Origin of the sequence: Enterobacter cloacae complex sp. P40C2 (assembly GCF_014930695.1) — a bacterium.
In the GTDB taxonomy this organism is placed as follows: domain Bacteria; phylum Pseudomonadota; class Gammaproteobacteria; order Enterobacterales; family Enterobacteriaceae; genus Enterobacter; species Enterobacter pasteurii.
Genome location: NZ_JADBRP010000011.1, coordinates 127,722 through 145,593 on the forward strand (window position 1 = coordinate 127,722; position 17,872 = coordinate 145,593).

The window sequence follows — 17,872 nt, forward strand, 5'->3', positions numbered from 1 at the left end:
ATGAAAAACTGGATCATTTATTCGCGCAGGAATGGCCTGCGCAAGGGCGTGGAACTGGCGGTAACCTGCCTTTTATGGGCCGTGTTCACCTACTTCGCCACGGGATTTATCTCTTTTTTTCTGAAGGGATTTGCGCAAGAGGATGACGCGTATTCGCGGCTATTCCTCTATTTCATCCTGGCGATACTCAACGCGCTGGTGCTGGTTCTCTGGGCGCTTTATAACCGCTATAAACACCATAACGTAGCGGTTCAGCCCGCCCGCGTCGCGAGTGAGGCGGAGCTGGCGACGAGCTTTTCGCTTGCGCAGCCGGTTTATCAGCAGTTCCAGGCTAATAAAAAGCTGTACGTTGATTTTGACAGCCATGGCGATGTGGTGAATGTCACCCCAGAGCAGTAGTACGATCCCCTGACCTCGCCGGTCAGGGGAGTCGATTTGCGTGTATAGAGATTTGCGGTAAGAAGTAAGATGAATAACGTTACGTTGGCCGAGAAGATGATCGTGCTGTGCGGTGCATTCCTTTTTGCACTCATGATCGCGGTGAACTCCTTTTGCGTGAATGACAGTCCAGGTTTCAGGGTACCCATGACAACGTACCTAATTGTCATGATTGCGCTGTTTTTTCTGGATACCATCATCTTTATTTTCATCCAGATGCAGTATGCGTCTGACAGGTCGCATCCTTCATTATTAATACTGAGCCTGGCGTTTTTAAGCGGGCTGGTCTACTTCATTGAAACCATCGTGATTATTCAGCTTCCGGAAAACGCCGGGTTTTCCTATGCGGTAAAAACTAACGATACGGCGGTGTTTTATTTTTTCCGACAGCTCAGCCTGATCTTTTTGCTGGCGCTCGCCGTTTGGGTGGAGAAGCTCTCAACGCGATCGGTACTTGGGCGTCGTAATAAGGCTAAACTGGCTCTGGCATTATTTATTCCGCTGGTCGTATTTCCGGTGCTGGCCCATTATATGAGCAGCTACCATCCCGCATTGTCATTAACGATAGCGTCAGACGGCCGTGACCGCCACGATCCGGTCTGGAACGTCAGTTACGTTAACGTTCTGATCGCGTTCTGGTCGTTTTTGCTCTGCTATATGACCTATGTAACGCGACTGTCATCCGGGATCTGGAACAGTATTATTGTGGTGTGTCTCTCGGCCATCATTTATAACTTTTTCCTGCTGCTGCTTGATACGTACAATATGTCGCTCTGGTATATCAGCCGGACGGTAGAAGTATTTAGTAAATTGTTTGTTATTTGCACCTTACTGTTTCATGTCTTTAGCATGTTAAAAATTTTTGGCGACCGGGTTAATCGCGATCCGCTTACGCAAATCTTCAACCGTAAATATTTTTATGAGGCGCTTCAGCGGATCCGCACGCTCAGAACAGAAAAGGGGGCCAGCATAATGATGCTGGATATCGATAACTTCAAGTCTATTAATGATACCTGGGGCCACCCGGCAGGCGATCGCGTCCTACTCGCGGTCGTGGATATCATCAAAGACAGCATCCGGGATAAGGATATCTTTGCCCGACTGGGAGGTGAGGAGTTCGGCCTTCTGCTGCCGGATACGGACGCAAATCTGGCGCTATCCGTTGCAGAGCGCATTCGCCAGAACGTCCAGCGTCGCACCGGACAGGGCAACCACTATGCGATTCCCGCAGAGGTAACGTTAAGTATTGGCGTGTGCTCTGCCATTCAGAACAGCCTCAACAGTAACGATGTCATTCGTAACGTGGATGATGCGCTCTATGAGGCGAAGCACAACGGTAAAAACAGAACCGTCACCAGACAGGCTGAATGCAGCTGAGGCTACAGGACAGGGATGTAAACATCAAAATCGACATGTTCCTCGCTGTACGAATTAAATTTCATGAGGTAAATATCGTCGCGCAGCGTCAGGCGATTTTTAACCATCGCCTTAACGAAGGCAATCTTGTTAAAGGCGCTGTAGCTTTCCCAGCTGCCGCTAAAGGGCATTCTTGCGTATTTACCACGCACTACGCACGTTTGTTTATTATCCTTCGTGTCGCTTTGTAAAGCGTAAGATATTAACACCTCCACCAGATACGATCGGCTTTTGCCGAGTTCGGGTCGGCGGGGCAGCAGGGTAATTTTCTCGATCTCATGACGGTTTTCTGTCAGGAGCTTTTTGATTTTTTTAGTAATATCATGTACCGAGGTATCAAAAAGATGATCGTGCTCTATAATTTGATGGTTACAGATAAGCGTCTCATTCAGCTCACATATTTCGAGCTCAGGCGTTTGTTGTTCGCTTAATAAAAATGAGGGCTGTAAGATATCAAAATCCCACACTCTGGCATGTCTGTACTCAGAGGGCGTCAGACCCGTCATTTTTTTAAAGGCTCTCGAAAAACTCTGGCTGCTCTGGTAATGGAATAAATAGGCAATATCCGTCACCGGAATAGACGTCATTCTTAGCATAATGGCAGCACGGCTCAGCCTCCTTCGGAGAATATATTCTCCGAGTGAGAGCTGATAATGCTCCTTGAACCATGTTTCGATGGTTCTTCTGCTATATCCGATATCTGCAACCAGATCATCAATATGTAAAATAGTGAAGTTATTCTCCTCCACCCAGGAGAGAATATACTTTCTGATGCTGTCTTTCATTTGTCTGTCAGTGAGTACTTAACGGTAAACCAGTTTAGTGCCGGACAGATTATGCCGTAAGTTAATTAGCAGGCGAAGGGATCCTGGCAATAACTTTAATTTCAAAATCAAATCCTGCCAGCCAGTTAACGCCAATAGCCGTCCAGTTTGGGTAAGGAGGATGCGGAAACGCCAGTTTTTTCGCCTCCATAATGACGGGAAACTGGTTTTCTGGATCGGTATGAAACGTGGTGACATCAATTAAATCGTCAAAAGTACACCCGGCGGCTGCCAGAGTCGCCCGTAAATTATCGAATGCCAGCCGCACCTGAGCGGGGAAGTCGGGTTCAGGTGTGCCATCGCTGCGGCTGCCAACCTGGCCGGAAACAAATAACAGATCGCCTGAGCGGATTGCCGCTGAATAGCCGTGCTCTTCATACAGGGCATGACGGTTGGCCGGGAATACAGGATCGCGTGAATGCATGGTTTTTCCTTTTTTGTCAGAGATGTTGTCGTGATTGCGCATCGGAAGTAACATACGCGGTGTATGTCAAAAATGTAATTCACATACGCCGTGTATGTCAAATTAAAAGATCGGTTAACTAAGGGAGCCCTATGGCTGTAAAACGTCGTGCTGAAACGGCTCAGGAAAATCGCGAGAAAATGATTCAGGCGGCGCGGAAGGCCTTTGCTGAAAAAGGCTATGCCGCAGCGTCGATGGACGAACTCACGGCCAGTGTGGGTTTAACGCGCGGTGCGCTGTACCATAACTTTAGCGACAAGAAGGGGTTGCTGGCGGCGGTGGTCGCGCAGATTGATAGCGAAATGGCGGCAAAAGCGAAAGCTATTGCGGCAACCGCGGAGAACGACTGGGACCGGCTGCTCGCGGAAGGTATCGCCTACATCAACATGGCGCTCGTTCCGGAAGTGCAGCGTATCGTGCTTCTTGATGGCCCGGCCGTTCTGGGCGATCCCGCGCAATGGCCCAGCCAGAATAGCTGCCTTGAGTCGACCCGCCAGACTATCGAAAAAATGATCGACTGCAAGGTGCTTAAAAAAATGGATGCAAAAGTCGCAGCCCATCTGTTGAATGGCGCTGCGCTGAATGCTGCCCTGTTGATTGCCGCAAGTGACGAGCCGCAGAAGACGCTGCCGCATGCCATCGAGGTGTTTAGCCTGCTGGCAAGCGGGTTACGCAACAGCTAACGGTCTTTACGCCACGCGTCGGCCGTTAACGCTTCACCAAAGTGTCCTGCAATCAGGCGTTTTGTCAGGTCGTGGAGCGGGGAGGCCAGCACGTCAGCCGTACTGCCGCGCTCGACGACGTCTCCCTGATGCATGACCAGCACCTGGTCGCTGATATGCTTCATCATGCCCAGGTGCTGGGTCACGTAGATATACGAAATTCCCTGTTTTTCCTGTAATTCCAGCATCAGGTTGATGAGCTGCGAACGCATCGACATATCCAGCGAGGCCAGCGCTTCGTCGGCGATAATGACCTTTGGGCGCAGGATAAGCGCGCGGGCCAGGCCGAGACGCTGTTTTTGACCCGGTGCCAGCATGTGCGGGTAGTAGCTAACGTGATCGGGCAGCAGCCCCACCAGGCGCAGGGTTTCAACAATGCGTTTCCGTCGCGCTTCCGGCTCCAGATCGGTATTTAACCGCAGCGGGAAATCCAGAATCTGCGAAATTCGCTGGCGTGGATTAAGGGACGTCGACGGATCCTGGAAAATCATGCGGATGCGCTGGCTGCGAAACGAATAGTCCCCAAAAACCAGAGGATGATCGTCAATCAGTATTTCTCCGCCGCTCGGCTCTACCATGCCGGCGAGCATTTTTGCCAGCGTTGATTTGCCCGAGCCGTTTTCGCCGATAATGGCCAGCGTTTGCTTTTCGCGCAGCGTAAAGCTCAGCGGCTTAACCGCCTCGACGGTCTGACGGTGAAAAAGGCCAGTGCGATAGCGAAAGGTCTTACTCAGGTTATGCACTTCCAGTAAGGTTTCGACCATTTCACTCTCTCTCCATGTTCAGCGGGAAATGACAGGCAAACAGATGATTTTTCGGCCCCGTCAGGCGTGGCGTTTCAATGCATTTACGCTGAGCATACGGGCAACGCGGACCCAAACGGCAGCCAATCGGCAGCGACTCCAGCAGCGGGATCGCCCCGGGCAGGGTATTCAGACGGCTCTTGTGCGGCATTGCGCTGCCAAAGTCAGGGATCGCACGGATCAGCGCCTGGGTGTACGGATGATGCGGGGTGTTCACCAGATCTTCACTCGGCGCGGTTTCGACCGTCTGTCCGCAGTACATTACGTCAATCTTGTCCGCCCACTTGCTCAGCATTTGCAGATCATGGCTGATGAGCAAAATGGTGGTGTTATTGTTCTGGTTCAGACGCGTGAGCAGGCGGAAAATCTGCGCCTGCGTCGTCGGCTCCATCGCGTTCGTCGGTTCATCGGCAATCAGCAGGCGCGGCTGGTTAGCAAGGGCGATGGCAATCATCACCTTCTGGCATTCGCCGTCGGTCAGTTCATACGGAAAACTGCGCATCGCGTCTTTATGGTCTTTGATCCCGACGCGGTGCAGCAGCTCAATGGCGCGGCGCTTACGCCAGCCGAAACGCTGCCACCAGCGGCCTTTATAGGTCCAGCCGGGAATGTTCTGCATCAGCTGTTTGCCCACGCGCTCGGACGGGTCGAGACAGGATTGCGGCTCCTGGAAAATCATCGAAACGTTATGGCCCACCAGCTTGCGGCGTTCGCGCGGGGAGAGACGCAGCAGGTCGATGTCGTCGAAGCGCATGCGGTCGGCGGTGACGCGCCAGTTGTCTTTCGCCACGCCGCAAATGGCTTTGGCGATCAGGCTCTTACCTGAACCAGATTCGCCCACCAGCCCGCGGATTTCGCCTTCTGCAAGGGTAATGCTGATGCGATCCACGGCTTTTACCCAGCCTTCACCCGTTTTGATTTCGATGGTGAGGTTGCGAATATCAAGTAACGGCATTATTGCACCCCCGCGTTGATTGCGCGGCGGATGCCGTCGCCCAGCAGGTTGATGAGCAGAACGCTCACCATAATAGCCGCGCCCGGCAGCATCACCGTCCACGGCGCGACGTAAATCAGCTCCAGCGCATCGCCGAGCATGGCACCCCATTCCGGGGAGGGCAGCTGTGCGCCCAGGTCCAGGAAGCCCAGCGCGGCGATATCCAGTATCGCCATCGACAGGGCGCGGGTGATCTCCGTAACCAGCCCGGCGGCTATGTTAGGCAGCACGGCAAACCACAAAATATTGAAGGTGGTGGCGCCATCCAGACGGGCGGCGACAACGTACTCTTTCTCCAGCTCGTCATGCACCAGGCTGTAAACCGAACGCACCATGCGCGGCAGGATAGCCAGCCAGACGGCGAACATCGCGTGCGAAAGGTGCGGGCCTGCGAAGGCCACGACGATGATCGCCAGCAGCAGCGAGGGAATAGAGAGCAGGGTATCAAGAATATGGTTAAGTACGGCTGAACGCAGGCCGTGGGTTGCACCGGCAAAAATGCCCAGCGCCAGGCCGCAGACGGCGGCGGCGAGCGTCACCACGAATGCGCCACCTACGGTCGGTGCGGCACCGCTCAGCAGACGGCTGAGCACGTCGCGTCCGAGATCGTCAGTCCCGAGGAAGAAAGAGACCTCTCCGTAGCGCGACCACGACGGCGGCAAAAGCTGGTAGCCGAGGAACTGCTGATCGATGCCATAGGGGGCAAACCATGAACCGAAGAGACACAGCAGCACGAGGCCAATGCAGCCGTAAAAGCCGATCATTGCCGTGGTGTCACCGTAAAAATTACGCCACACGGTGCGTAGCGCACCGGGCGTGCGCTTTTCGCTGTAGACGTTATCGTAAGGCATACCATTCCTTATGCTTCAACGGGTTGGCCATGGCACCCAAAATGTCGGAAACAACGTTAACAATGATGACCAGGGAGCCAATCACCATCACCCCGGCGGAGATAGCCGCATAGTCCTGCTGGCGGATCGCATTAATCATCCAGCGCCCAAGGCCCGGCCAGCTGAAGACCATCTCGGTGATCATTGCCAGCGTCAGCATGGTTGAGAATTGCAGCCCGAGACGCGGAATAACCGGCGGAAGCGCGTTGTGCAGCACGTGGCGGCGTAAAATCGTCAGGCGAGACAGGCCGCGCGTGGCGGCGGCTTTAACATAGTTTTGGTCAAAGACGTCAATGGTGCTGATACGCATCAGGCGGATCACTTCGGTCGTCGGCGCGACGGCCAGCGTCAGGACCGGCAGCACCATGTGGCGCAGGGCGCTCACGATCATCTCATCGCGCCAGACTGAATCTGAAAGCCAGGCGTCAACGATGGCGAACCCGCTCACCGTTTGCACGTTATAGAGCAGATCGAAACGACCGGCCACCGGCAGCCAGCCGAGCGTCAGCGAGAAAAAGAGGGTGAGCAGCAGCGCCAGCCAGAAAATGGGGATGGAGAAGCCAATCAGGGCAAGGGCGCTGATAAACTTATCCTGCCATTTATTGCGATATATTCCTGCCAGCATCCCCACCGGAATGCCTACGATAAGGGCAAAGCCGAAGGCCAGAATACAGAGCTCCATGGTGGCCGGAAAAACGACCTTCAGCTGCTCGGATATGAGCTGTCCGTTGATGCTGGACACGCCGAAATCCCAGTGCAGCAGGCCGTTAAACCAGAACAGCCAGGCGTCCAGGAGCGAAGAGCCCTGAAGCGGGGCGTGAGGGGTAAAGTAGCTAAGGCTGAAGCCGACAAAGGTTAGCAAGAACAGCGTGACCAGCAGCAGCAACAGCCGACGCAGGGTAAATATAATCATGGTTTCTTCACCTCTTGTTCTTTCTCACGGGTTACGCCCGCGAAGGAGGCATTACCAAACGGGCTCAGTACCAGCCCTTTAATATCGTAACGGTAGGCCTGAAGGCGCAGGGAAGAGGCAAGCGGCAGCACGGGGAGTTCTCTGGCCAGAATATCTTGCGCTTCGTCGTAGGCTTCTATGCGCGAGGCAAGCTGCTGGGAGGCCAGCGCTTTTTGCAGTACGGCATCAAATTCCCGGTTACACCAGTGGGCGTAGTTGGTCTGGGAGGTTATCGCCGCACAGCTCAGCAGCGGACGGAAGAAGCTGTCCGGGTCGTTACTGTCCGTAGACCAGCCAGCCAGGGTTAAGTCGTGATTCATGTCCATCAGGCGCGCCTCCTGGAAGCGGCCTTCAACAGGAACGATGATCACCTTCACGCCCACCTGCGCCATATCAGCCTGCAACAGCTCTGCGGTTTTCAGCGGGCTGGGGTTCCAGGCCTGGGAGCTGGTAGGCACCCACAGTTGCAGCGTCAGGTTTTCCGCCCCCAGCGCCTTAAGCTGTTCGCGCGCTTTCGCCGGATTATATTCCGTGATCTTCGCCTCGCCGTCGTAGGCCCACGAGGCGCGCGGCAGAATAGAGGCGGCGGTTTCCGCGGTACCGTAATAAATCGACTGCATCAGACGCTGGTTATTGATCGCCAGCGCCAGCGCATGGCGCACGGCCGGATTATTGAGCGGCGGCTTATCGGTGTTAAACGCCAGATAGGCAATATTCATCCCGGGACGCAGGGTCAGACGCAGGCGAGGATCGTCACGCAGAATGGTCAGCTGGCTGGCCGCAGGCCAGGCAAGGACGTCACACTCGCCGGTCAGCAGCTTGGAGAGCCGGCCGGTGCCGCCTGAACCCAGATCGACTATGACCTGCGGCATAAGCGGCTTGCCGCGCCAGAAGCGCTCGTGACGCTGAAGGCGAATGTATTGTCCTGCGCGGTACTCGCCCAGCTGGAACGGACCTGTGCCCACAGGCTCTCGGTCGAGGCGTTCCTGACGCCCCGTCTTCGTCAACCGATCCGCATATTCGGCAGACATGATGGAGGCATAGTGCGTCGCCAGGTGCCAGAGAAATGAGGCGTCCGGGCGCGTCAGGCGAAACTCAACCGTGTGGTTATCCAGCTTGCGGACGCTTTTGACCGTATCGGCGAACTGCAGGCTGTCGAAATAGGGGAAGTTGTCGCCATTGACGTTATGCCACGGATGATTGCGGTTGAAAATGCGCTGGAAGGTAAAAACCACGTCATCCGCGTTGAGCTTGCGGGTTGGAGTAAACCAGGGTGTGTGCTGAAAGGCGACATCATCGCGCAGGCGGAAGCGGTAGGTCGCACCGTTATCCATCACTTCCCAGCTTTCGGCAAGCTCAGGCACCAGCCGATAGGTATAGGGATCCACATCGAGCAGGCGATCGTAAAGCTGCGCGGCCAGCGTATCGACAATCAGGCCGCTGCCCGCTTTTTGCGGATTAAAGGTATCAACTTGCCCGCTGACGCAATAGACGAAACCGCTATCGCGGATATCAGGGGGCACAGGACGTTCGGGCGCAGCAAAGGCCAGATTGCTGAACAGACCGAGTGCAAACAGGGACGATAAAACCAGGCGCATATTTTTTAAGGTTTTTAGATTCGATCTGCAAAGTGTATCGCACTTACGCCTGCTTCGTAAAAATGTCTGGGGATAAGTGCTGATAATGTCAGCGCATTTGATGCTTTTTGAGCAATGCCCTTAGCTGATGGTAGGTCAGCCCCAGAAGTTCAGCCGCCCGTTTCTGGTTATATTTCGCCTCTTTCAGGCTTTGCTCAAGCAGCTGCTGTTCCTGATGGTGCTGATACTGACGCAAATCGAGCGGTAACGTCGGGCCTTCATGCAGCGCAGCCGGTGCCGGGGGCGGTTTAACGCTGCGTTTGAAGGGATCGAGAATAATGTTGTCCAGCTCGGTGTCGCTGCTCCCGTGACGGTAAACGGAGCGCTCCACGACGTTTTTCAGTTCCCGAATGTTGCCCGGCCAGCGGTAGCCGAGCAGGGTCTCGGTGGCCTGTTCGCTGAAGCCGGGGAACAGCGGCAGCCCCAGCTCCCGGCACATCTGAATCGCGAACTGATCGGCCAGCAGCATAATATCGCTGCGTCGCTCGCGCAGCGGCGGCAGCTGCACGACGTCAAAAGCCAGCCTGTCCAGCAGGTCGGCGCGGAATTTGTCCTCTGCCACCATTGCGGGAAGATCGGCGTTGGTGGCGCACACGAGGCGAACGTTCACCTGCAGAGGCTGGCTTCCGCCCACGCGCTCAAGCTCACCGTACTCAATGACGCGCAGCAGCTTTTCCTGCACCAGCATCGGCGCGGTTGCCAGCTCGTCAAGGAAGAGGGTGCCGCCGTCGGCACGCTCAAAACGGCCCGGATGGCGTTTTTGCGCGCCGGTAAAGGCACCGGCTTCGTGCCCAAACAGCTCCGTATCGAGCAGATTCTCGTTCAGCGCCGCGCAGTTCAGCGAAATAAAGGGGCCGTCCCAGCGCCCTGACAAATAGTGCAGGCGGTTGGCGATGAGTTCCTTCCCCGTTCCGCGCTCGCCGATAATCAGCACCGGTTTGTTGAGGGGCGCAAGGCGGGAAACCTGCTCAAGTACTTCCAGGAAGCTGTTGGCTTCGCCAAGCAAATTGTCTTTGTATTCTGCCATGATGAAATTAACCACTCCTTAGCGATATTCACCAGGTGAGGATAGTCGCTGGATGGATAAATATCAATCACATTGAATAAAATCAACAAGATAAAAAGTTGGCATGGGATTTGTATTAACTATTCAGCAGGGCATCGCCCGATAACAAAACTATGAGGATTGAATTATGGGTATTTTTTCTCGTTTTGCCGACATCGTGAACGCCAACATTAACTCGCTGCTGGAAAAAGCGGAAGATCCGCAGAAGCTGGTGCGCCTGATGATTCAGGAGATGGAGGACACGCTGGTTGAAGTGCGTTCCACCTCCGCTCGCGCGCTGGCTGAGAAAAAGCAGTTAACGCGTCGTATCGAGCAGGCGACCGCTCAGCTCAGCGAGTGGCAGGAAAAAGCCGAACTGGCGCTGCGTAAAGATAAAGAAGATCTGGCGCGCGCTGCGCTGATTGAGAAGCAGAAGCTGACCGACATGGTTGCCACGCTGGAACATGAAGTGACGCTGGTGGATGATACGCTGGCGCGTATGAAGAAAGAGATTGGCGAGCTTGAAAACAAGCTGAGCGAGACCCGCGCGCGTCAACAGGCGCTGGCGCTGCGCCATCAGGCGGCCAGCTCGTCCCGCGACGTGCGTCGTCAGCTGGACAGCGGTAAGCTGGACGAAGCGATGGCGCGTTTTGAATCGTTTGAACGCCGTATCGACCACATAGAAGCGGAAGCGGAAAGCCACAGCATCGGTAAGCAGAAAACCCTGGATCAGCAGTTTGCTGACCTGAAAGCCGACGATGAAATTAGCGAGCAGCTGGCTGCGCTGAAGGCCAAAATGAAGCAAGACAACCAGTAATAATTTCTGCGGCACCTGAGCGTGCCGCATCGTAAGACAAGGAGTACACATGAGCGCGCTTTTTCTGGCTATACCCCTGACAATTTTCGTGCTGTTTGTTCTGCCCATCTGGCTATGGCTGCACTACAGCAACCGCTCTGCACGCGGGGAGCTGTCGCAAAGTGAACAGCAGCGGCTGGCGCAGCTCTCTGCGGAGGCGAATAAAATGCGCGAACGTATTCAGGCGCTGGAAGCTATCCTGGATGCGGAACACCCAAACTGGAGGGACCGTTAATGGCTGGACTGAATCTGAATAAAAAACTGTGGCGTATCCCGCAAAAGGGCATGGTGCGGGGCGTATGCGCCGGGCTGGCCCACTATCTGGACGTCCCGGTAAAGCTGGTGCGCGTGGTCACCGTGCTGTCGATTTTCTTCGGCCTGGCGTTTATCACCCTGGTGGCATATATCATTCTGTCGTTTGTGCTCGACCCCATGCCGGAAGGCGAACTGGATGCTGAGGGCATGCCAACCAGCAGCGATCTCCTCAATGCGGTGGATGAACAGCTGAGTGCAGGGGAGAAGCGGTTGCGCGAGATGGAACGTTATGTCACCTCCGACACCTTTACGCTAAGAAGCCGTTTTCGTCAGCTTTAAGAGAGACTCTACATGAAACAACACTGGCAACAGGCCGGTCAGAAGGTAAAACCCGGCCTGAAAATCGCAGGTAAACTGGTTCTGATGACGGCGCTACGTTATGGCCCGGCAGGCGTGGCGGGCTGGGCGATCAAGTCTGTTGCCCGTAAACCGGTCAGAATGGTGCTGGCGGTCGCGCTCGAACCCATGTTAAAGAAACTCGCTAAACGTGTTTCCCGTCGTTACCTCTCACGCTAATTATCCTTCCGAATAAGCCCTTTCTCGCAGAGAGAGGGCGCGAAACTCCCCTCGGCTTTTTTTCTTTCTTTGCGGCAGCTCACATTACTGCGTTGAGTTGCTTTAAGAATCTCTTTTTCCGTCCCCAGGTCCGTTGACAGATATTTTCCATGGGAGTAGATTGCCACTCCGTGGGACCGCTACCATGGAAAATAATGTGAACGCAAAAATTAAAAATCTTATCAATCATATTTACGGTGAATCATTTTCTGATGCACACCTTGACGTGCTATTAACTAAGCTTGAACAAGCGGCTGTTAATATTACGGAAAAGCGTAAATCCGGCTGGGATGAAAAAGATGTCGTCCTGATTACCTATGCCGATCAGTTCTCCGCGCAAGGGGAGAAAGCGCTGCCGGTATTTACCCGTTTCTATAATGAATGGCTTTCTCGTACTTTTTCCCATGTCCATCTCTTGCCTTTTTATCCGTGGTCCTCAGATGACGGATTTTCCGTCATTGATTATCACAGCGTCGCGCCTGAAACCGGAACCTGGCGAGATGTTGCGGAGCTAAAACAGTCAGCCAGCTTAATGTTTGACTTCGTTTGCAACCATATGTCAGCTAAAAGCGAATGGTTTGCTAATTATCTGGCGCAGAAGCCAGGCTTTGAAGATTTCTTTATTTCTGTCGACCCCGATACCGATTTATCTGCCGTGACCCGTCCGCGCGCGTTACCGCTGCTGACGCCGTTTACCCTTCATGACGGAAGCGTACGTCACCTGTGGACAACCTTCAGCGATGACCAAATCGATCTCAATTTCGCCTCACCGCAGGTGCTGATTGCGATGGTCGATGTCCTGCTCCATTATCTTAAGGAAGGGGCGCGCTATATCCGTCTGGACGCGGTCGGGTTTATGTGGAAAATCCCGGGAACGAGCTGCATTCATCTGGAACAAACCCACTGCCTTATCCAGCTGTTCCGCGCCATTACCGACGCCGTGGCGCCGGGAACGGTGATCATCACCGAGACGAATGTTCCGCACAAAGACAATATTTCGTACTTTGGTGATGGTGAAAATGAAGCCCAGATGGTTTACCAATTCTCATTACCACCGCTGGTGCTGCATGCCGTTCATCGTCAGGATGTAAAAGCTCTCTGCCAGTGGGCGGGTTCGCTGGCGCTGCCTTCAGCACATACCACGTGGTTCAACTTCCTGGCCTCTCATGATGGTATCGGGCTGAATCCGTTACGCGGCATTTTGCCGGAATCAGAGATCCTCTCGCTGGTTGAAAATCTTCAGCAGGAAGGGGCGCTGGTCAACTGGAAAAATAACCCCGACGGAACGCGAAGCCCTTATGAAATCAATGTCACCTATCTTGATGCGCTAAGCGCGCAAGACAGCTCCGATGAGGAGCGCATTGCACGATTTATTCTGGCGCATGCGGTGTTGTTAAGTTTCCCTGGCGTACCGGCTGTTTATATTCAAAGCATACTTGGATCGCGTAATGATTACGAAGGCGTTGAACGTCTCGGATATAACCGCGCGATAAACAGGAAGAAATACGCCGCTGGTGAGGTTGATCGGGAGCTTAATAATAAGAATAGTATTCGACATCAAATCTATTCTCGTTTAACCAGCCTAATCGCAATTCGCCGCGGAGAGCGCGCGTTCCATCCTGATAGTCAGGCAATTTTTGAAGCGGTGGGTGAACAAATTCTTAAAATTGTTCGCGTTGCTGAAAACGGGGAACGGATTACAGCATTATTTAATTTTAGTAATAAGATGCAGGCCGTTAATGCACCCGCGCTGTCCGGTATGGAATTATTATCTAAATATAAGATTAGCGGTACGGATCTGACCCTCAATCCATGGCAGGTAATGTGGATTAAAGAAAACTAAAAAGGACCCTAAAATGAAAATGCCCAAAATTGTGCTGTTATCAGCACTGGTTTCGTGCGCCCTGTTATCGGGCTGTAAGGACGACAAATCATCTCAGGTCACCATCGAGTTCATGCACTCGTCGGTAGAACAGGAGCGTCAGGCGGTCATCACGAAGCTGATCGAAAAATTCGAGAAAGAGAACCCTTCTATTACGGTGAAGCAGGTACCCGTTGAGGAAGATGCCTATAACACCAAGGTTATTACGTTGGCCCGTACCGGTGCGCTACCGGAAGTGATTGAGGTCAGCCATGACTACGCCAAAGTGATGGATAAAGAGCAACTGCTGGATCGTAAAGCGATTGGCCAGGCCATCAAAGCCGTGGGCGAGGAGACCTTCTACGACGGTATCCTGCGCGTTGTTCGCACCGAAGATGGCAGCGCATGGACGGGTGTGCCTGTTAGCGCGTGGCTGTCCGGCGTCTGGTATCACAAAGACGCCCTCGCGGCGGCGGGTATCGAGGAGCCGCACAACTGGGAACAGCTGCTGAAGGCCAGCCAGGCGCTCAATGATCCGGCCAAAAAACATTACGGTATCGCGCTTCCTACCGCGGAAAGCGTTATGACCGAGCAGGCTTTCTCCCAGTTTGCCCTGTCAGGCGGCGGCAACGTCTTTGATGCAAACGGCAACGTTGACATCGATACCCCTGAAATGTTGAAAGCCCTGGCGTTCTATAAGGCACTTGCGGCAACCACCATGCCCGGTTCGAACGATGTCATGGAGATCAAAGATGCCTTCATGAATGGTTCCGCGCCTATGGCCGTTTATTCCACCTATATCCTGCCTGCCGTTTACAAAGATGGCACCCCGGCCAACCTGGGATTTGTCGTCCCGACGGAAAAATCTTCCGCCGTTTACGGGATGGTCACATCGTTGACCATCACCACCGGCCAGACCGAAGAGGAAACGCAGGCGGCCGAGAAATTCGTCACCTGGATGGAGCAGGCGCAGAACGCCTCTGACTGGGTGATGATGTCACCGGGCGCGGCGCTGCCGGTGAATAAGCTGGTTGTCGGCACGGAGAGCTGGAAAAACAACGACGTGATCAAAGCCTTTGGCCAGTTGCCTTACGAACTGATTGCGCAGTTCCCGAACGTGCAGGTGTTTGGTGCCGTGGGCGACAAAAACTTTACCCGCATGGGCGACGTTACCGGCTCCGGCATTATCAGCTCCATGGTGCATAACGTGACGGTGGGGCAAAAAGATCTCAATGAGACCTTAAGCAACAGCCAGAAAAAACTGACTGACCTGATATCACAACGATAGGAGCGCTTTGCGAAGGGAATTATGAAGACGTTGTTTTCTGGTCGTTCAGATATGCCTTTCGCCATGCTGCTGTTGGCCCCCAGCCTGATTCTGCTGGGGGGCCTGGTGGCCTGGCCAATGATTTCCAACATTGAAATCAGTTTTTTACGTTTGCCGCTGAACCCGCGTATTGATGCGGCGTTCGTCGGCCTGGATAACTATGTCCGCATTCTCGGCGACGCTGCCTTCTGGCACTCCCTGTGGATGACGTTCTGGTACACGGCGCTGGTGGTGATCGGCAGCACCGGGCTGGGGCTGGCCGTGGCGATCTTCTTTAACCGGGAATTCCGGATGCGGAAAACGGCGCGTTCGCTGGTGATTTTATCCTACGTGACGCCGTCTATATCGCTCGTATTTGCCTGGAAATACATGTTCAACAACGGCTACGGGATCGTGAACTATCTGGGCGTTGACCTGCTGCATCTTTATGAGCAGGCGCCGCTGTGGTTTGACAACCCGGGCAGCAGCTTTGTGCTGGTCGTGCTGTTCGCCATCTGGCGCTACTTCCCGTATGCCTTTATCTCATTCCTGGCGATTCTGCAGACGATTGATAAATCGTTGTACGAAGCGGCAGAGATGGACGGAGCCAACGCCTGGCAGCGTTTTCGTATCGTTACGCTGCCCGCCATCATGCCGGTGCTGGCAACGGTGGTCACGCTGCGAACCATCTGGATGTTCTACATGTTTGCGGATGTTTATCTGCTGACGACCAAGGTCGATATTCTGGGCGTGTATCTCTACAAAACAGCATTTGCCTTCAATGACCTGGGTAAAGCAGCCGCCATTTCCGTTGTGCTGTTTGTGATCATCTTCGCCGTCATTCTGCTGACCAGAAAAAGGGTAAACCTCAATGGCAACAAATAAACGCGTGCTGGGCCGTATCGGTTTTTATCTGGGGCTGGCGGTATTTCTGATTATTACGCTGTTTCCGTTTTTCGTCATGCTGATGACATCGTTCAAGAGCGCGAAAGAGGCGATATCGCTGCATCCGACCATTCTGCCGCAGGAGTGGACGCTACAGCATTACGTCGACATTTTTAACCCACTTATTTTCCCGTTTGTGGATTACTTCCGTAACAGCATGGTGGTGTCGCTGACCTCATCGGTCATTGCGGTGTTTCTCGGCACGCTTGGCGCTTATGCGTTGTCCAAACTGCGCTTTAAAGGACGCACGACGATCAATGCCAGCTTTTACACCGTTTATATGTTCTCCGGGATCCTGCTGGTGGTGCCGCTGTTCAAAATCATCACCGCGCTCGGCATTTATGATACCGAGCTGGCGCTAATCATCACCATGGTGACCCAGACGCTGCCGACGGCGGTATTTATGCTGCGCAGCTATTTCGACACCATCCCGGACGAAATTGAAGAAGCCGCGATGATGGATGGCCTGAACCGCCTGCAAATCATCTTCCGCATCACCGTGCCGCTGGCGATCTCCGGTCTCGTGTCGGTCTTTGTCTACTGCTTTATGGTGGCGTGGAATGACTATCTGTTCGCCTCTATTTTCCTGTCCAGCGCCAACAACTTCACGCTGCCGGTAGGGCTGAACACGCTCTTCAGTACGCCAGATTACATCTGGGGTCGGATGATGGCGGCATCGCTGGTGACGGCACTTCCGGTCGTCATTATGTATGCCCTGTCCGAACGTTTCATTAAAAGTGGTTTGACCGCCGGCGGCGTGAAGGGCTGAGGCGGCCGATTTTAACAAGGAGTGAGTCATGAAAAAGCTAGTTGCGACAGCGCCTCGTGTAGCGGCGCTGGTGGAATATGAAGATCGTCCCGTTGCAGCGCATGAAGTAAAAATTCGTGCCCGTTTTGGCGCGCCGAAGCACGGTACCGAAGTGGTGGATTTCCGCGCGGCAAGCCCGTTTATCGATGAGGAATTCAACGCCGAGTGGCAGATGTTTACGCCACGTGAAGAGGGCGCAGCCCGCGGTATCGAATTTGGTAAGTTCCAGCTGGGAAACATGATCGTCGGCGACATTATCGAATGTGGTGCTGAGGTCACGGAATACCAGATCGGCGACAGCGTCTGCTGCTACGGTCCGCTGCAGGAAACGGTCATCGTCAATGCGGTCAATAACTATAAGCTGCGCAAAATGCCGCAGGGCGCCTCATGGAAAAACGCCGTTTGCTACGATCCGGCACAGTTCGCCATGAGCGGCGTGCGTGATGCCAACGTCCGCGTAGGGGATTTCGTTGTGGTGGTCGGCCTGGGCGCGATTGGCCAGATCGCGATTCAACTGGCAAAAAAAGCTGGTGCGTCAGTGGTTATCGGCGTTGATCCTATCGAACACCGCTGTGAGATCGCTCGTCGTCACGGTGCGGACCATTGCCTGAACCCAATCGGTACCGATGTCGGTCTGGAAATTAAGAAACTGACCGGCAAGCAGGGCGCGGACGTGATCGTTGAAACCAGCGGTTTTGCGGACGCGTTACAGTCTGCGCTGCGCGGACTCGCCTACGGCGGAACCATCTCCTACGTGGCTTTCGCCAAGCCGTTTGCGGCCGGCTTCAACCTTGGACGCGAGGCGCACTTCAATAACGCGAAAATTGTATTTTCCCGCGCGTGCAGCGAACCCAACCCGGATTACCCACGCTGGAGCCGCAAGCGTATTGAAGAGACCTGCTGGGAACTGCTGATGAACGGCTATCTCAATTGTGAAGATCTGATCGATCCGGTCGTGACCTTCACCACCAGCCCGGAAAGCTATATGAAGTATGTCGATCGGCATCCTGAACTCAGTATCAAAATGGGCGTCACTTTTTAA

General features: G+C 54.1%; 20 protein-coding genes. 12 read left to right on the plus strand and 8 right to left on the minus strand.

The annotated features are described in order from the left end of the window. Both pgaD and IM304_RS18180 read left to right on the plus strand, forming a co-directional pair. Complete coding sequence (gene pgaD, locus IM304_RS18175; RefSeq protein WP_193355291.1) at positions 1-399, plus strand: poly-beta-1,6-N-acetyl-D-glucosamine biosynthesis protein PgaD; 399 nt, start codon at positions 1-3, stop codon at positions 397-399. 186 nt (positions 400-585) lie between these two features. Further along, positions 586-1,815: a GGDEF domain-containing protein gene (locus IM304_RS18180; protein ID WP_227009581.1), complete on the plus strand. Its 1,230-nt coding sequence runs from the start codon at positions 586-588 to the stop codon at positions 1,813-1,815. Between the two features lie 2 nt (positions 1,816-1,817). Here the strand turns inward: IM304_RS18180 and IM304_RS18185 are convergent, their stop codons facing one another. Further along, positions 1,818-2,639 carry a helix-turn-helix transcriptional regulator gene (locus IM304_RS18185; RefSeq protein WP_148419682.1) on the minus strand — a complete coding sequence of 274 codons (822 nt, stop codon included), beginning with the start codon at positions 2,637-2,639 and terminating at the stop codon, positions 1,818-1,820. A 61-nt stretch (positions 2,640-2,700) separates the two neighbouring features. Continuing rightward, complete coding sequence (locus IM304_RS18190) at positions 2,701-3,102, minus strand: RidA family protein (protein ID WP_148419683.1); 402 nt, start codon at positions 3,100-3,102, stop codon at positions 2,701-2,703. A 131-nt stretch (positions 3,103-3,233) separates the two neighbouring features. On the opposite strand from IM304_RS18190, the gene IM304_RS18195 reads away from it, so the two are divergent. Then, positions 3,234-3,824 carry a TetR/AcrR family transcriptional regulator gene (locus tag IM304_RS18195; protein WP_148419684.1) on the plus strand — a complete coding sequence of 197 codons (591 nt, stop codon included), beginning with the start codon at positions 3,234-3,236 and terminating at the stop codon, positions 3,822-3,824. Here IM304_RS18195 and sapF read toward each other — a convergent pair. From sapF to pspF, 6 genes are all read right to left on the minus strand, one after another. Beyond that, positions 3,821-4,627, minus strand: coding sequence for a putrescine export ABC transporter ATP-binding protein SapF (sapF, locus tag IM304_RS18200; protein ID WP_148419685.1), 807 nt, complete (start codon positions 4,625-4,627; stop codon positions 3,821-3,823). The genes IM304_RS18195 and sapF overlap by 4 nt on opposite strands. Position 4,628: 1 nt before the next feature. After that, positions 4,629-5,621 carry a putrescine export ABC transporter ATP-binding protein SapD gene (gene sapD, locus IM304_RS18205; RefSeq protein ID WP_148419686.1) on the minus strand — a complete coding sequence of 331 codons (993 nt, stop codon included), beginning with the start codon at positions 5,619-5,621 and terminating at the stop codon, positions 4,629-4,631. Next, entirely contained in the window at positions 5,621-6,511 is an 891-nt protein-coding gene (sapC, locus tag IM304_RS18210) for a putrescine export ABC transporter permease SapC (RefSeq protein ID WP_193355289.1), read from the minus strand. Before sapC ends, sapD begins: the two co-directional genes overlap by 1 nt. Beyond that, positions 6,498-7,463, minus strand: a complete 966-nt coding sequence (sapB, locus tag IM304_RS18215) for a putrescine export ABC transporter permease SapB (protein WP_148419688.1) — start codon at positions 7,461-7,463, stop codon at positions 6,498-6,500. Before sapB ends, sapC begins: the two co-directional genes overlap by 14 nt. Continuing rightward, on the minus strand, positions 7,460-9,100 hold the full coding sequence (gene sapA, locus IM304_RS18220) for an ABC transporter substrate-binding protein SapA (RefSeq protein ID WP_193355288.1): 1,641 nt from the start codon (positions 9,098-9,100) through the stop codon (positions 7,460-7,462). The genes sapB and sapA overlap by 4 nt, the downstream gene beginning before the upstream one ends. 88 nt (positions 9,101-9,188) lie before the next feature. Next, complete coding sequence (gene pspF, locus IM304_RS18225) at positions 9,189-10,166, minus strand: phage shock protein operon transcriptional activator (protein WP_148419690.1); 978 nt, start codon at positions 10,164-10,166, stop codon at positions 9,189-9,191. A 166-nt stretch (positions 10,167-10,332) separates the two neighbouring features. Between pspF and pspA the strand changes: the two genes are divergently transcribed. The 9 genes from pspA to IM304_RS18270 all read left to right on the plus strand — a co-directional run bounded on the left by pspA (position 10,333) and on the right by IM304_RS18270 (position 17,872). Then, on the plus strand, positions 10,333-11,001 hold the full coding sequence (pspA, locus tag IM304_RS18230; protein ID WP_193355287.1) for a phage shock protein PspA: 669 nt from the start codon (positions 10,333-10,335) through the stop codon (positions 10,999-11,001). Between the two features lie 49 nt (positions 11,002-11,050). Next, positions 11,051-11,275 (plus strand): envelope stress response membrane protein PspB, encoded by a 225-nt coding sequence (pspB, locus tag IM304_RS18235; protein ID WP_148419692.1) that lies wholly within the window; start codon positions 11,051-11,053, stop codon positions 11,273-11,275. Beyond that, entirely contained in the window at positions 11,275-11,634 is a 360-nt protein-coding gene (gene pspC / locus IM304_RS18240) for an envelope stress response membrane protein PspC (RefSeq protein ID WP_148419693.1), read from the plus strand. The genes pspB and pspC overlap by 1 nt, the downstream gene beginning before the upstream one ends. A gap of 12 nt (positions 11,635-11,646) precedes the next feature. Further along, the gene (gene pspD, locus IM304_RS18245; protein ID WP_193355286.1) at positions 11,647-11,871 is read left to right on the plus strand and encodes a phage shock protein PspD; all 225 of its coding nucleotides are present in this window, start codon (positions 11,647-11,649) and stop codon (positions 11,869-11,871) included. 184 nt (positions 11,872-12,055) lie between these two features. Next, a complete protein-coding gene (locus IM304_RS18250; RefSeq protein WP_227009580.1) occupies positions 12,056-13,753 on the plus strand; it encodes a sugar phosphorylase in 1,698 nt (565 codons plus the stop codon). A 13-nt stretch (positions 13,754-13,766) separates the two neighbouring features. Continuing rightward, positions 13,767-15,059 carry an ABC transporter substrate-binding protein gene (locus IM304_RS18255; protein ID WP_193355285.1) on the plus strand — a complete coding sequence of 431 codons (1,293 nt, stop codon included), beginning with the start codon at positions 13,767-13,769 and terminating at the stop codon, positions 15,057-15,059. Positions 15,060-15,080: 21 nt separating this feature from the next. Then, complete coding sequence (locus IM304_RS18260) at positions 15,081-15,962, plus strand: carbohydrate ABC transporter permease (protein ID WP_193355284.1); 882 nt, start codon at positions 15,081-15,083, stop codon at positions 15,960-15,962. Continuing rightward, a complete protein-coding gene (locus IM304_RS18265) occupies positions 15,949-16,791 on the plus strand; it encodes a carbohydrate ABC transporter permease (RefSeq protein WP_193355283.1) in 843 nt (280 codons plus the stop codon). The genes IM304_RS18260 and IM304_RS18265 overlap by 14 nt, the downstream gene beginning before the upstream one ends. A gap of 28 nt (positions 16,792-16,819) precedes the next feature. Beyond that, on the plus strand, positions 16,820-17,872 hold the full coding sequence (locus IM304_RS18270; protein WP_148419698.1) for a zinc-binding alcohol dehydrogenase: 1,053 nt from the start codon (positions 16,820-16,822) through the stop codon (positions 17,870-17,872).